Source organism: Nocardiopsis sediminis (assembly GCF_042650565.1).
Lineage (GTDB): Bacteria > Actinomycetota > Actinomycetes > Streptosporangiales > Streptosporangiaceae > Nocardiopsis_B > Nocardiopsis_B sediminis.
On record NZ_JBHSBH010000003.1, the window covers coordinates 77,343 to 91,658 of the forward strand.

The window sequence follows — 14,316 nt, forward strand, 5'->3', positions numbered from 1 at the left end:
TTCGCCGCCGAACTCGGCGAACTCGCCGAGCGCAAGGCCGCCGGGCCCGCCGGCGCCCCCGCACCGCCCGCGTGGGCCGCCGCCGACCGCGACGACACCGCCGGCACCCCCTTCTACCGGGCCGTGGACTTCGCCGACGGCCTCGGCGCCGCCGAACGCGCCGGGCTCGAAGCCGCCCTGGAGGCCGCCGGGCTCCTCGCGGGCTGGATCACCCCCGACGGCGCGCTCGCCGACGCGGCGACGCGCGACCTCCTGCTCTCCCCCGGGCGCCCTGCGAGAGGCCGAAGCCTGCTCGACGTGCTCACCCCCGTCGACCGCTCCGAATCCGGCATCTCCACCAGCACCGTCACCGCCCTGCTCGGCTCCATCGCCCTGCTGCCCGCCCCCGGCGAGGAGGAGCCCGAACCCCGCCACCGGCGCGACAGCGTCCCGCCCCCCTCCACCGCGGCGTCGCTGGACGGGCGCTGGCGCATGGGCGCCGCCTCCGGGGCCCACCGCAAGGCCGCCGCGGAGTACATCGGCGCCGACGCCCGCGCCGCCGCGGCCGACCGCACCCTCGCCAACCTCGACCGCCGCATCGCCATCGCCGAGGCCCTGCTCGCCGAGGCCGAGGAGCGCCGCGCTGACACCGAGCGCCGGCTCGACGAACTCGTCGCCGTCGTCCGCGCCGTCCCCGACCCCACCGCCCTGACCCGCGCCTGGGCCGCGCTCGACAACGCCCGCTCCTGGCTGACCGCGTCCGTCCGCGAGCACGCCGCCGCCCGCGCCGCCGCCGAGTCGGCCCGCTCCACGGTCCTGGAGCTGCGCGCCGGGCTGGCCGACCCCGCCGCCCGCCACGGCCTGCCCGCCGGCCCCGACGACCTCGCGGCCGTCCTCGGCGCCCTGGAGCGGCTGCGCGTCGAATTCGCCGCCGCCTACCGCGACCTGGAGGCCCTTGCGGTGCTCCTGGAGCGCTATCAGCTGCGCGTGGTGGTGTGGGAGCAGGCGAGGGCCGGGCGGGTCCTGGCCGAGGACGTCCGCGGCGCCGCGATCGACGACATGATCACGGTGCGCCGCGAGATCGAGCTGACCGACCGCGCCCGCGCCGCCGCACCCGACCAGATCGAGACCGCTGTGGGCGAGGTCCGCGGCCGCATGGAGCAGGCCGCCGGGCGGCTGCCCGAGGTCGAGCGCGCCGCCCAGCAGGCCCGCGACGACCGCGTGGCCGCGGAGACCCGGCTCGACACCGCCGTCTTCGAACGCGCCGAGCAGGCCGGCCGCGCCCTGGACGCCGGCGACACGCTGCGCGCCATGCTCGCCGCGGGCGGCGACGGCCGCCCCGACCCCGCCCTGCTCGCCGCCGCCGGCCTCACCGGCATCGGCGACCCCGACGCGGTCCCCGAATCCGCGTCCGGCGGCGCCGACCCCGGCGACCGCTCGCTCGCCGAACGGGTCGGCGAACTCGACACCCTCCTGCGCGCCGTCGAGGACGGCCTGGGCCCCGCACCCGAACCCGGTACCGAACTCGACGACAGCGGCATCCTGCGCCGCCGCGAGGAGCTGCACCGGATGCTCTCGGCGAGCGACGCCGCCGGGGCCTGGACCGAGCTCACCGAGTCCGCGGGGGTCAAGCGCCTCACCGTCCACGACGACGACGGCGCCCACGACATCACCGCCTACGCCGAACGCCTCGACCAGGCCATCGCCGGCGCCGAGGAGGCCGCGATCCAGCGCGAGGAGGAGGCGTTCGAGCGCCACCTCCTCGGCGAGCTGGCCGGGCACCTCTCGCACCAGATCGACGAGGCCAAGGCGCTCATCTCCACGATGAACGACGTGCTCGGCGACGTCACCACCTCCCAGGGACTGGGGGTCCGGCTCGACTGGCGGCTGGCCCCCGACGCCGACGAGGACATCCGCGCCGTCGTCCCGCTCCTGGCCCGCCCCGCCGCCAAGCGCACCCGGGTCGAGACCACCCGCCTGCGCGACGCGCTGCGCCGCTGCATCGAGGCGATCCGCCGGCTCGACCCCGAGGCCACCGGCGGCGCCCAGCTGCGCGCCGCCCTGGACTACCGCTCCTGGTTCGCGTTCACGGTCTATGTGACCGACGCCGCCCACCCCGGGCGCGAGCGCCGGCTGGGCCATCGCACGGCCCTCAGCCAGGGCGAGCAGCGCGTGGTGGCCTACCTGGTGCTGTTCGCCGCGGCGGCGGCCCAGTTCGGGTCCCTGGCCGCCCACGCGCCCGACGCCCCGCGGCTCATCCTGCTCGACGACGCCTTCGCCAAGGTCGACGAGCCCACCCACGGCCGCCTGCTCGGCCTGCTGGTCGAACTCGACCTGGACTTCGTGCTGACCTCCGAGCGCGTCTGGGGCTGCTTCCCCAGCGTGCCGAGCCTGCACATCTACGAGTGCCTGCGCGACCCCGCCGTTCCGGGCATCGCCACCCTGCACTTCACCTGGGACGGCAACAGACGGCGGCTCGTCGGGGTATGAGGCCGCCATCTCTCCGGGGCGCACGCCCCGGGGGGAGGGGCCGCGGGCGGCGGGCCGGTGACCCGGGCCTGCCGCACCTCCCGGGGTGCAGGCCCCCGGGGGCGGTCCGTGGACTCGGGCCTACTGCTTTCCACCGGCCTGTCCTAATCTGAAGCGCAAGGTCGACAATGGAGCGGTGTGGTGACGAGTGTGACGACGGTCCCTGCGGCGTTCGCCGGCGAGCCCCCGCGGCCGGACGACGACGGTGCCGCCGGCCGCGCCGTCCTCGCCCGGCTCGCCCATTCCCCCCTCGACGCACCGGCCCGGCGGTGGATGGCGGCCGCCCTCCTCGGCGACGACGCGCTGGCCGCCTGCGCCCGCGGTGAGGACGTCCCCCTGCGGCCGCCCGGCGAGGCGGAGCAGGGCGGCGGGCACCCGCCCGATGTCCCGGCGCGGCGGGGCTACATCGGCCGCATCGAGGTGCAGGGCTTCCGCGGGATCGGGCGCCCCACGGCGCTGGAGTTCCCGCCCGGGCCGGGGCTGACCGTGATCGTCGGGCGCAACGGGTCGGGCAAGTCGAGCTTCGCCGAGGCCGCCGAGGCCGCCTTGACCGGCCGCAACCTGCGCTGGGACGGGATGCCGGCGGCGTGGCGCGACGGCTGGCGCAACCTGCACTTCGACGAGCACACGCGGGTGAGCGTGCAGCTGCACGTCGCGGGTGAGGCCGCCCCGTTGCGGGTGACCCGCACGTGGACGGGCGAGAGCGTGCGCTCGGCGCGCGGGGAGGTGGTCCACCCCAATGGGCGGACCGGTCCGCTGCGCGGCCTGGGGTGGGAGGCCGACCTCGCGCGCTACCGCCCGTTCCTGTCCTACGACGAACTGGGCCGGGCCGTCACCGGCCGCGCGGCCGAGCTCTACGACACGCTCACGGCGCTGCTCGGGCTGACCGACCTCGCCGAGGCCGAGCGCCGCCTGGCCAAGGCCTGCGACAAGCTGGCCAAGCAGCAGGACCGGCCCGGCCGCGACCTCGGCCACCTCGTGGAGCGGCTCCGCGAGAGCGGGGACCCCCGCGCGCATCGGGCCGCCGAACTGCTGGGCGCCGCCCCGATCGACCTGGACCGGCTGGCCGCCATCGCCGCCGACGACGGCCCCGCCGACCCCGGCCGCCAGCTCGTCCTGCGCCGCCTGCGCCGCCTCGCCGTGCCCGAGCGCGCCCTGCTCGGCGACATCGTCAACGAGCTGCGCGGCGCCGCCATGGAGCTCGCCATGGCGGCCGGTACCAAGGGCGACCGCGCGCACGGCGTCGTGGAGCTGCTGCGCCAGGCGCTGGAGCACCACCGGCGCCACCCCAAGGAGACCGACTGCCCCACGTGCGGTGCCGGCGGGGCGCTGGGCCCGCAGTGGGAGGCGCGCGCACAGGCCGAGATCGCCACGCTCGACCGCGTCGCCGCGGGGGCCTCCGCGGCCTACGAGCGCGCCGACAACGCACGCGACCAGGCGCGCTTCCTCATGGCCCCCATGCCCTCGTGGCTGCCGGCCGACAGCGAGCTGGGCCGGGTCTGGGCGCAGTGGTCGGCGGGGACCGAGATCACCGACCTCGGCGAGCTGGCCGAGCACATCGAGACCGTGGGCCGCCGGCTGCGCTCCACGGCCATCGCCGCGCGCAAGGAGGCCGGCGCGCGGCTGGACGACCCCACCGACGGCTGGGCCGACCTCGCCGAGGCCCTGAAGGCGTGGGTGGCCGACGCCCGCGCGGCGATGCACGCCCGCGAGGTCCTGCACCCGGCCGGGCAGGCGCTCAACTGGTTCACCGGGCTGGCCCGCGAGATCCGCGCCGAGCGGCTGCGCCCGCTCGCCGCCCAGGCCGAGCACGTGTGGCAGCGGCTGCGCCAGGAACGGCACATCGACCTGGAGGCGCTGCGGCTGGTGGGCCGGGGCGCACAGCGGCGGGTGGCGGTGGACGTCGCCGTCGACGGCGCCGACACCGACGGCAACGCGCCGGGCCTGCTCAGCCAGGGGGAGTTCCAGGCGCTGGCGCTGTCGATCTGCCTGCCGCGCACCCTCGTGCCCGGCAACCCGTTCGGATTCCTGCTGCTGGACGACCCCGTGCAGGCCATGGACACCGAGACCGTGGAGGGGCTGTCATCGGTGCTGGCCGAGGTGGGCCGGCACCGGCAGCTCGTGGTGTTCACGCACGACACCCGGCTGCCCGACGCCCTGCGGCGCCTGGGGCTGCCCGCGGCGATCCGGCTCATCCACCGCGACGCGATGTCCAACGTCTGGGTGGCGGATCCGGGGGAGTGAAGGGGGTCGCGGGGCCGCCCCGCAGGGGCCGCGAGGGCTGCCGTTCGAGTTGGCAGAGCACCCCCCGATCCCTGTATAGTCGTGACCACGCGAAGGGCGGAACCCCGCAAGGGGGAGCGCCACAGCAGGCCCCTTTAGCTCAGTCGGCAGAGCGTCTCCATGGTAAGGAGAAGGTCTACGGTTCGATTCCGTAAAGGGGCTCCACCACTTGAATGAGCTTCCGGTCCACTCAGGTGGGTGGCCGGCGGAAATCTGATTCGCCGGCCGGACCGGGTTCCGGTAACCTCTCCGAGGTCGCGCCGGTCATCCCCGGTCATGGCGGAGTAGCTCAGTCGGTAGAGCAAGCGGCTCATAATCGCTGTGTCGTCGGTTCAAGTCCGGCCTCCGCTACAACCTGCGCGCGGCCCCTGTTCTCTTGATCAGGGGTCTCCGCGGGTCCTTTTCGATGTTCATAGCTTCCAGCGAGAAAGGCACTCCGACGTGGCTGCCACCGACGTGAGGCCGAAGATCACCCTGGCCTGCCAGGAGTGCAAGCACCGTAACTACATCACGCGCAAGAACCGTCGGAACAACCCCGACCGTCTCTCGCTGAAGAAGTTCTGCCCGAACTGCCGGCAGCACTCCGAGCACCGCGAGACCCGCTAACCCGCCCAGCGGAGCGGGTACGCGGCCTCCGGCCGCGCTACTCCGGTGTGCCATGTGCGCCCGTGCCCGGTGAGCATCCCTTGCTCACCGGGCCATTAGTGTGTGATGGGCCCAGACCACCAGCCGAGAGGGAGCCGATGGCGATCAACCGTGACTACCTGGGGCGGGTGTACGAGACCCCGCAGCCCTATGAGGTGACGCGCGGCAAGATCCGCGAGTTCGCCGCCGCCATCCAGGACCCCAGCCCCCTCTACACTGACACCGCGGCCGCCAAGGCCGCCGGCCACACCGACGTCGTCGCCCCGCCGACCTTCCCCATCATCATGGCCATGGACGGCGCCGGGCAGGCCATCGTCGACCCCGACCTGCGCCTGGACTTCTCGATGGTCGTCCACGGCGACCAGTCGTTCCGCTACAGCCGGCCGCTGCGCGCCGGCGACGTCGTCACCACGGTCACCACGATCGCCGACATCAAGGCGCTCGGCGGCAACGAGATGATGACGCTCGAAAGCGAGATCAGCACCGTCGAGGGCGAGCACGTGGTCACCTCGGTGATGATGTTCGTCGTGCGCGGCGGGGCCGCGGAACAGCAGGGGAGCAGCGCATGACCGCCACCGTCCGCTACGCCGACGTCGAGGTCGGAGCCGAGCTCCCCGAGCAGGTCTACCCGGTGCGCCGGATCGACCTCGTCCGCTACGCCGGCGCCTCCGGCGACTTCAACCCCATCCACTGGAACGAGCGGTTCGCGAAGTCGGTGGGGCTGCCCGACGTCATCGCCCACGGCATGTTCAGCATGGCCGAGGCCGGCCGGCTGGTCACCGACTGGGCGGGCGACCCCGGCGCCGTCGAGGAGTACTCGGTGCGGTTCTCCGCGCCCGTCGTCGTCCCCGACGACGACAACGGCGCCGAGATCACCGTGAGCGGCGTCGTCAAGGAGAAGCTCGACGGCGACCGCGTCAAGATCGCCATCACCGCGCGCTCCGGCGGCGCCAAGGTGCTGGCCCGCGCCACCGCCGTCGTCCGGCTCGCCTGATCCGGTTGCCCGGGGCGGCGGCTTCGCCGCCGTACCCTGGGCACCGGCCCGTCCGTCCCATCCGAGGTGCCCGTGACCGCTGATCCGTCCCGTTCCACCGTCCTCGCCGGCGCCCGCAGCGGCGTCAGCCTGGCCGGCTACACCACCCTGGGCCTCGGCGGCCCGGCGGCGCGCTTCGCCACCGCACGCGATACCGGCGAGCTCGTCGCCGCCGTCACAGCCGCCGACGCCGCCGGCGAGCGGCTGCTCGTCCTGGGCGGCGGCAGCAACCTGGTGGTGGCCGACTCCGGCTTCGACGGCACGGTGGTGCACGTCGACTCCCAGGGCACCGCGGTGGAGGCCGACGACGGGCGGACCGTCCGGCTCCGGGCGGACGCGGGCGTCGAATGGGACCCCTTCGTGGCGTCCACGGTCGCCGAGGGCCTGAGCGGGATCGAGTGCCTGTCCGGCATCCCCGGGCGCGTGGGCTCCACCCCCATCCAGAACGTCGGCGCCTACGGCCAGGAGGTCGCCCAGACCATCGCCGAGGTCGTCGTGCACGACCGCGCCACCGGGCGGCTGCGGACGCTGTCCAACGCCGAGTGCGGGTTCGCCTACCGCGACAGCGCGTTCAAGGGCGACGACCGCTACGTGGTGTGCGAGGTCGTGTTCGAGCTGACGCGCGCGCCGTCGAGCCGCCCGCTGCGCTACGCCGAGGTCGCCCGCGCCCTGGGGGTCGAGGCCGGGGGCACGGTGCCGCTGGCCGATGCCCGCGCCGCCGTCCTGGAGCTGCGCCGCGGCAAGGGCATGGTCCTCGACCCCGCCGACCCCGACACCCGCAGCGCCGGGTCGTTCTTCACCAACCCGCTGCTGTCGGCCGAGGAGTTCGAGCGGTTCCGCGCGCGGGCCGCCGAACGGCTGGGCCCCGACACCGTCCCGCCGGCCCACCCCGACTCCGACGGCCGGGTCAAGCTCTCCGCCGCCTGGCTCATCGACCGGGCCGGGTTCACCAAGGGCTACGGCGCGGGGGCGGCCCGGATCTCCACCAAGCACACGCTCGCCCTGACCAACCCCGGCGGGGCCCGCACCGAGGACCTGCTGGAGCTCGCGCGCGAGGTGCGCGCGGGGGTGGCCGAGGCGTTCGGGGTCACCCTGGTCAACGAGCCGGTGATGATGGGCGTGGCCCTGTAGCCCGCGAGTTCCGCGGGCCCGTGGCCGGGCCGGCGCGCTCAGGGTCCCGGGGACTCCGGCGGCGGGGCCGCCAGCCAGGCGTCGACCCCGGCCAGCAGGTCCTTCTTGAGGCCGTCGGGCGCGGCCGAGCCGCGGATGGACATCCGGGCCAGCTCGGCCAGCTCCGGGTCGGTGAACCCGAAGACCGTGCGGGCGGTCTCGTACTGCTCGGCGAGGCGCGGCCCGAACAGCAGCGGGTCGTCGGTGCCCAGGGCGATGGGCGCCCCCGCGTCGAACAGCCGCCGCAGCGGCACGTGCTCCATGTGCTCCACCACGCCCAGCCCGACGTTGGAGCTGGGGCAGACCTCCAGCGTGGTCTCCTGGGTGGCGATCCGCTCGACCAGGTAGGGGTCCTCGATCGCGCGCACGCCGTGGCCGATCCGGTCGGCCGACAGGTCGTCCAGGCACTCCCGGACGCTGCGGGGGCCTTGCAGCTCGCCGCCGTGGGGCGCCGAGAGCAGCCCCGCGCGCCGGGCGATGCGGAAGGCGCCCTCGAAGTCGAGCGCACGGCCCCGCCGCTCGTCGTTGTTGAGGCCGAAGGCCACCACCCCGCGGCCGGCGTACTGGGCGGCCAGGCGGGCGAGGGCCTTGGCGTCGAGGGGGTGCTTGGTGCGGTTGGCGGCGACCATGATCCCGATCCCCACCCCGGTGTCGCGCTCGGCGGCGCGGGCGGCGTCCAGGATCAGCTCGAGGGTGGCGGTCAGGCCGTCGAACCGCGCGGCGTAGCCGCCGGGGTCGACCTGGATCTCCAGCCAGCCCGAGCCGGCGGCGCGCTCGTCCTCGGCGGCCTCGAGCAGTAACCGGTACATGTCGTCGGGCCGGCGCAGCACCGACCGGGCGATGTCGTAGAGGCGCTGGAACCGGAACCAGCCGCGCTCATCGGTCGCGCGCAGTTTGGGGGGCCATTCGGCGACCAGGGACTGGGGGAGCTGCACTCCGCGCTCCCGTGCCAGCCCGACCAGGGTCGGGTGCCGCATCGACCCCGTGAAGTGCAGGTGCAGGTGGGCTTTCGGCAACTGGGCGATCGGGCGTTCCATCCCACAAGGGTGCCCTAAAGCGCAACCCCGCGATGCCGCGTCGGCGCAACAGGCCCGGACGCGGCGAGGGGGCGCCCGGGATCGGGCACCCCCTCGCGTGCACGCCGCCGGGCGGCGCGGGGCCGGGCGGCCGGAGCGGCCGCGGGCGCGGCTACCGGGCCTCGCCCAGCAGCTTGCCCATGCGGCCCACGCCTTCGGCGAGGTCCGCGTCGCCCAGCGCGTAGGACAGGCGCAGGTAGCCCGGTGTGCCGAACGCCTCGCCGGGGACGACCGCGACCTCGGCCTGGTCGAGGATGACCTCGGCCAGCTCGGCGGAGCTCTGCGGGCGGCGGCCGCCGATCTCCTTGCCGAGCAGCTCCTTGACGGAGGGGTAGACGTAGAAGGCGCCCTGCGGTTCGGGGCACACGACGCCGGGGATGTCGTTGAGCAGCCCGACGATGGTGCGGCGGCGCCGGTCGAACGCGGTGCGCATCTCGGCGACCGCCGACAGGTCGCCGGAGACGGCGGCCAGCGCCGCGGCCTGCGACACGTTGGCGACGTTGGAGGTGGCGTGCGACTGGAGGTTGGCGGCCGCCTTCACGACGTCCTTGGGTCCGACGACCCACCCCACGCGCCAGCCGGTCATGGCGTAGGTCTTCGCGACGCCGTTGACCACCACGGTGCGGTCGGCCAGCTCGGGGACCTCGACCGGGATGGAGCTGAAGCGGGCGTCGCCGTAGACGAGGTGCTCGTAGATCTCGTCGGTGAGCACCCACAGCCCGTGCCCGGCGGCCCACTGGCCGATCTCGCGGACCTGCTCGGGGGTGTACACGGCGCCGGTCGGGTTGGACGGCGAGACGAACAGCAGCACCTTGGTGCGCTCGGTGCGGGCCGCCTCGAGCTGCTCCACGGAGGCCAGGTAGCCGGTGGACTCGTCGGTGACCACGTAGGAGGGCACGCCGCCGGCCAGGGCGATGGACTCGGGGTAGGTGGTCCAGTAGGGGGCGATGACGATGACCTCGTCGCCCGGGTCGAGCAGGGTCGCGAACGCCTCGTAGATGGCCTGCTTGCCGCCGTTGGTCACCAGGATCTGCGAGGGCTCCACCCGGTAGCCGGAGTCGCGCAGGGTCTTGGCGGCCAGCGCCTCCTTCAGCTCGGGCAGGCCGCCGGCCGGCGTGTAGCGGTGGAAGCGGGGGTCGCGGGCGGCCTTGACCGCCGCCTCGACGATGTAGTCGGGGGTGGGGAAGTCGGGCTCCCCTGCGCCGAAGCCGATGACGGGGCGCCCGGCCGCCTTCATGGCCTTGGCCTTGGCGTCGACGGCCAGGGTCGCCGACTCGGAGATGCCGCCGATACGTGCGGAGATACGGGGTCGGTCAGTCATGGGCCCATGGTTTCATGCGCGCGGGGGCGGCGGTGCGGAAGGGGAGGCCGGGGGGTATGCGGGGGGTGTGGCGCCGCCGGCCCGGCCCGCGGCGCGTGGTGCTGCGGCGACGCTGCGGGTCCGCCCGGGTTGGTTCTCAGAGGGGAACTGGCATAGACTCTGGCAACCGATGGGCCGGGGCCCGGATCGTGCCGCGTGGAAAACCGCGCGACCGAACGCCGGAATCCGGCTATGGTGGGACCACGCGGTTTCCGCCGAAGGGCAGTGGCTCAATTGGTAGAGCACCGGTCTCCAAAACCGGCGGTTGGGGGTTCGAGTCCCTCCTGCCCTGCAAGGCCTCTTGGGCGAGATACGGGCATCGCGCTTCATCGCGATCGGCAACCCCGCCTCATCCGAGACAGTTCCGCCGGAGTAGTGCCAGCCGAACCGTCGACTCCTAAGGACCTCAGGTGACACAGACTGACGCCGACGCGAAGCCGGAGAAGGAGCGCAAGCGTCGTACCGGTCCGGTGACCTTCACCAAGCAGGTCGTCGGCGAACTCCGCAAGGTGCGCTGGCCCACCCGCCGCGAACTCGTCACCTACACGATCGTCGTCATCGTGTTCGTCGTGATCATGGTCGGTTACGTCTCGCTGCTCGACTTCGGCTTCGGTGAGGCGGTCACGTGGCTCTACGGCCAGTTCGGCTCCGGCGGCGGTGCCACGGCGGCCTAGCCGCGCACCCGCCACACTCCTGTGCGGCTTCGCGCCCTGCCTGGTCTCATGACGCCCACTGAGACCGTAAGCTGGCATGAACTGGTATCGGCGCCATTTGTTCCCGCGCCGTCCCAGGGTGCGCAACCGACGAGAGAAAGAGCAGCCGTGTCCGAGTCCCCTTTGACCTCTGGCGATCTCCCCGCTGAGGAGCAGGATCAGTCGTCAGAGGACGAGACCGGTCGGCTCGCCGAGCACGCTCAGGAGCCCGGCGAGGACGCCGACGAGACCGCGGCCCCCACGGGGGAGGGCGCCGCAGAGGCCGCCGACGAAGGCGACGCCGCAGCGGAGCCCGGCGGCGAAGAGGAGCCTGAGGAGCCCCAGGTACCCAAGCTCGACCCCGTCGAGGAGTTCAAGATCGAGCTCCGCCTGCTGCCGGGCGACTGGTACGTCGTGCACACCTACGCCGGCTACGAGAACCGGGTGAAGGCCAACGTCGAGAGCCGCACCCAGTCGCTCAACATGGAGGAGTACATCTTCCAGGTCGAGGTGCCCACACAGGAGGTCACCGAGGTCAAGAGCGGCAAGCGGCAGCAGGTCACCGAGAAGGTGCTGCCGGGCTACGTCCTGGTCCGCATGGAGCTGACCGACGAGTCCTGGGCCGCCATCCGCAACACCCCGGGTGTCACCGGCTTCGTCGGCCTGTCCAACCGGCCGGCCCCGCTGAGCATCCAGGAGGTCGCCGACCTCCTCGCCCCCGAGCCCGAGGTCGCGCCGGAGCAGGCACGCAAGGAGAAGGCCGAGGCCCGATCCGACGTCGCCTACGACATCGGCGAGTCCGTCACGGTGATGGAGGGCCCGTTCGCCACGCTGCCCGCGACGGTGAGCGAGATCAACCCCGACACCCAGAAGCTCAAGGTGCTGGTCTCGATCTTCGGCCGCGAGACCCCGGTCGAACTCGCGTTCAACCAGGTCTCCAAGATCTGACCGGCACGGCCACCGGCCGGTGGCGCGTAGACTTGCCGGGTCCGCTTCGTCGAGGCGGACCCGTCGTGCCCCGCTCATGCGGGGCTTCTTCGCGCCCCGGCCGGGCCCCGGTGCGGGCGCCCTCCGCCACCCGTGGCGGAGACCGGCCGCCCCCCTCCATCCGGTCCATCCGGCGGAACCCGTGCACGTCCGCGTGCACGGGCCAGGGGCCCAAGTAAATATCGCGAAACAGGCTGATTCAGGACAGGACCCGACATGCCTCCGAAGAAGAAGATCGCGGCACTCGTCAAAGTGCAGCTGCCCGCTGGCCAGGCCACCCCGGCGCCGCCGGTCGGTACCGCCCTCGGTCCGCACGGCGTCAACATCATGGACTTCTGCAAGCAGTACAACGCTGCCACGGAAGCCCAGCGCGGGAGCGTCATCCCCGTTGAGATCACCATCTACGAGGACCGCTCGTTCAGCTTCATCACCAAGACGCCGCCGGCGCCGAAGCTGATCCTCAAGGCCGCCGGCCTGGAGAAGGGGTCGACCGACCCGAGCCGCTCCGTGGCCGGTTCGATCACCGCCGACCAGGTCCGCGAGATCGCGCAGACCAAGCTGCCCGACCTCAACACCGACGACATCGACGCCGCCGCCAAGATCGTCGCCGGCACCGCCCGTTCCATGGGCATCGAGGTCAAGTAGCCGGTTCCGGCACCGAAACCGTGGAAGGGCCTGCGCCGGCCCGCACCACACGTCTCAGTAGGAGATCTTTCCGTGAAGCGCAGCAAGAACCACCGCAAAGCCAGCGACCTGGTGGACCGCAGCAAGCTGTACTCGCCCAACGAGGCCGTGAAGCTCGCCAAGGACACCAGCGGCGTCAAGTTCGACGCGACCGTCGAGGTCGCCCTGCGCCTGGGCGTCGACCCGCGCAAGGCCGACCAGATGGTGCGCGGCACCGTCAACCTGCCGCACGGCACCGGCAAGACCGCACGGGTCCTGGTCTTCGCCACCGGTGAGCGTGCCGAGCAGGCGCGTGCCGCCGGCGCCGACTTCGTGGGCGACGACGACCTGGTCGAGGAGATCCAGAAGGGCTTCCTCGACTTCGACGCGGTCGTCGCCACCCCCGACCTGATGGGCAAGGTCGGGCGCCTGGGCCGCGTGCTCGGCCCCCGCGGCCTGATGCCGAACCCGAAGACCGGCACCGTCACCCCCGATGTGGCCAAGGCCGTGACCGAGATCAAGGGCGGCAAGATCGAGTTCCGCGTGGACCGCCACGGGAACCTGCACTTCATCATCGGCAAGACCTCGTTCGGTGAAGAGCAGCTGCTCGACAACTACTCCGCCGCGCTCGACGAGGTGCTCCGCCTCAAGCCGTCCGCCGCCAAGGGCCGCTACATCAAGAAGGCCACGGTGACCACGACGATGGGCCCGGGCATCCCGGTCGACCCCAACGTCACCCGCGCCGCCTGATACAGGCGCACAGCGCACCGCGCACCGCCCCGCGTGCCCCGGACCGTTCCTTCGGTCCGGGGCACGCGGCGTTGGGGGGACAGGGCCGGGTGGCAGGCGGGTGACGGAGGTGTGGCGGCGGGGCCGGCCGGGCAGGCGTCCGTACCACTCCTGACATCGCCTAAGATGGGTGATTGCCGAAGACCGCCGGTCGCCACCCATCGGGTGGCCCAAGGTCCCATGCGAATGGGCGGCCTGCGCAGGTGCGATGTGAGCTGTGGTGGTGTGTCCCCGTATCCGGGGTGCCTCCCGCCGCGCCCCGTGCCCCTGCGCCGGGGCTTTTTTTCTGCCCTCCTCCCATTCGCGTGGCTCCGTGGATTCACCGGTGTTCACTGTTGGAAGGAGTCCCATGGCGAGGCCGGATAAGGCAGCCGCGGTCGCCGAGCTGAAGGAGGAGTTCTCCAGCTCGCAGGGTGCCGTGCTTGCCGAATACCGGGGGCTCAGTGTGGCGCAGCTGACCGAGCTGCGCCGTAGCCTCGGCCAGAACGCGCGCTTCCGCATCGTCAAGAACACGCTGAGCAAGATCGCCGCCAACGAGGCCGGTCTTGACGAGCAGGTCCGTGACCTGTTCGAGGGCCCCTCTGCCATCGCCTTCGTCCACGGTGACGTGGTCGAGGCCGCCAAGGGCCTGCGTGACTTCTCGAAGGCGAACGCGCCGCTGGTGATCAAGGGCGGTGTCATCGACGGTAAGGCGATGACCCCCGACGAGATCAACCAGCTGGCCGATCTCGAGTCCCGCGAGGTGCTCCTCGCGAAGCTGGCCGGCGCCCTCAAGGCCAAGCAGGGCCAGGCCGCCGCGCTGTTCCAGGCGCTCCCGAGCAAGACCGTGCGGCTCGCTCAGGCGCTGCACGACAAGCGCTCGGAAGAAGCCTAACCACCCACTGTGCCTGCCGGCGCTCCCGCGCCGGACGTCTGGCCCGGCACGGCGTCGCGCGACGCCCGTGCCGTGAGAGAAAGAGAGATCGCAATCATGGCGAAGCTCAGCACCGAAGAGCTGCTCGGTCAGTTCGAGGAAATGACCCTGCTCGAACTGGCCGCGTTCGTCAAGGAGTTCGAGGAGAAGTTCGACGTCACGGCCGCCGCCCCGGCCGCCGTTGTCGCCGCCGCTCC

The 14,316-nt window shown here is 73.1% G+C and carries 13 protein-coding genes, 3 tRNA genes and 1 pseudogene; 15 read left to right on the top strand and 2 right to left on the bottom strand.

Annotation, left to right across the window (positions count from 1 at the left end):
- The 8 genes from ACFOVU_RS01725 to ACFOVU_RS01760 form a co-directional block, all read left to right on the top strand.
- A partial coding sequence (locus ACFOVU_RS01725; RefSeq protein WP_378529480.1) for a TIGR02680 family protein occupies positions 1-2,469 on the top strand: 2,469 nt, incomplete at its 5' end.
- A gap of 177 nt (positions 2,470-2,646) precedes the next feature.
- The gene (locus ACFOVU_RS01730) at positions 2,647-4,752 is read left to right on the top strand and encodes an AAA family ATPase (RefSeq protein WP_378529481.1); all 2,106 of its coding nucleotides are present in this window, start codon (positions 2,647-2,649) and stop codon (positions 4,750-4,752) included.
- A gap of 128 nt (positions 4,753-4,880) precedes the next feature.
- Positions 4,881-4,956 (top strand) — tRNA-Thr (locus ACFOVU_RS01735).
- A 113-nt stretch (positions 4,957-5,069) separates the two neighbouring features.
- Positions 5,070-5,142: transfer RNA gene (locus tag ACFOVU_RS01740), tRNA-Met, on the top strand.
- Between the two features lie 90 nt (positions 5,143-5,232).
- A complete protein-coding gene (rpmG, locus tag ACFOVU_RS01745; RefSeq protein ID WP_067964523.1) occupies positions 5,233-5,397 on the top strand; it encodes a 50S ribosomal protein L33 in 165 nt (54 codons plus the stop codon).
- A 137-nt stretch (positions 5,398-5,534) separates the two neighbouring features.
- Positions 5,535-6,005 (top strand): MaoC family dehydratase N-terminal domain-containing protein, encoded by a 471-nt coding sequence (locus tag ACFOVU_RS01750; RefSeq protein WP_378529482.1) that lies wholly within the window; start codon positions 5,535-5,537, stop codon positions 6,003-6,005.
- On the top strand, positions 6,002-6,430 hold the full coding sequence (locus ACFOVU_RS01755) for a MaoC family dehydratase (RefSeq protein ID WP_378529483.1): 429 nt from the start codon (positions 6,002-6,004) through the stop codon (positions 6,428-6,430). Before ACFOVU_RS01750 ends, ACFOVU_RS01755 begins: the two co-directional genes overlap by 4 nt.
- A gap of 72 nt (positions 6,431-6,502) precedes the next feature.
- Positions 6,503-7,600 (top strand): UDP-N-acetylmuramate dehydrogenase, encoded by a 1,098-nt coding sequence (locus ACFOVU_RS01760; protein WP_378529484.1) that lies wholly within the window; start codon positions 6,503-6,505, stop codon positions 7,598-7,600.
- Positions 7,601-7,638: 38 nt separating this feature from the next.
- Here ACFOVU_RS01760 and ACFOVU_RS01765 read toward each other — a convergent pair whose 3' ends face one another.
- Both ACFOVU_RS01765 and ACFOVU_RS01770 read right to left on the bottom strand, forming a co-directional pair.
- Entirely contained in the window at positions 7,639-8,676 is a 1,038-nt protein-coding gene (locus tag ACFOVU_RS01765; RefSeq protein ID WP_378529485.1) for an adenosine deaminase, read from the bottom strand.
- 151 nt (positions 8,677-8,827) lie between these two features.
- A complete protein-coding gene (locus tag ACFOVU_RS01770; RefSeq protein WP_378529486.1) occupies positions 8,828-10,036 on the bottom strand; it encodes a pyridoxal phosphate-dependent aminotransferase in 1,209 nt (402 codons plus the stop codon).
- A 258-nt stretch (positions 10,037-10,294) separates the two neighbouring features.
- Here ACFOVU_RS01770 and ACFOVU_RS01775 point away from each other — a divergent pair.
- The 7 genes and pseudogenes from ACFOVU_RS01775 to ACFOVU_RS01805 all read left to right on the top strand — a co-directional run.
- Positions 10,295-10,367: transfer RNA gene (locus ACFOVU_RS01775), tRNA-Trp, on the top strand.
- 118 nt (positions 10,368-10,485) lie between these two features.
- Entirely contained in the window at positions 10,486-10,749 is a 264-nt protein-coding gene (secE, locus tag ACFOVU_RS01780; RefSeq protein ID WP_378529487.1) for a preprotein translocase subunit SecE, read from the top strand.
- 147 nt (positions 10,750-10,896) lie between these two features.
- The gene (gene nusG, locus ACFOVU_RS01785; RefSeq protein WP_378529488.1) at positions 10,897-11,715 is read left to right on the top strand and encodes a transcription termination/antitermination protein NusG; all 819 of its coding nucleotides are present in this window, start codon (positions 10,897-10,899) and stop codon (positions 11,713-11,715) included.
- Positions 11,716-11,970: 255 nt separating this feature from the next.
- Positions 11,971-12,399 carry a 50S ribosomal protein L11 gene (gene rplK / locus ACFOVU_RS01790; RefSeq protein WP_378529489.1) on the top strand — a complete coding sequence of 143 codons (429 nt, stop codon included), beginning with the start codon at positions 11,971-11,973 and terminating at the stop codon, positions 12,397-12,399.
- Between the two features lie 72 nt (positions 12,400-12,471).
- Positions 12,472-13,167, top strand: a complete 696-nt coding sequence (gene rplA / locus ACFOVU_RS01795) for a 50S ribosomal protein L1 (protein WP_378529490.1) — start codon at positions 12,472-12,474, stop codon at positions 13,165-13,167.
- A 388-nt stretch (positions 13,168-13,555) separates the two neighbouring features.
- Complete coding sequence (gene rplJ / locus ACFOVU_RS01800; protein WP_378529491.1) at positions 13,556-14,080, top strand: 50S ribosomal protein L10; 525 nt, start codon at positions 13,556-13,558, stop codon at positions 14,078-14,080.
- Between the two features lie 141 nt (positions 14,081-14,221).
- Positions 14,222-14,316: pseudogene (locus ACFOVU_RS01805) on the top strand (50S ribosomal protein L7/L12); the annotation flags it as partial.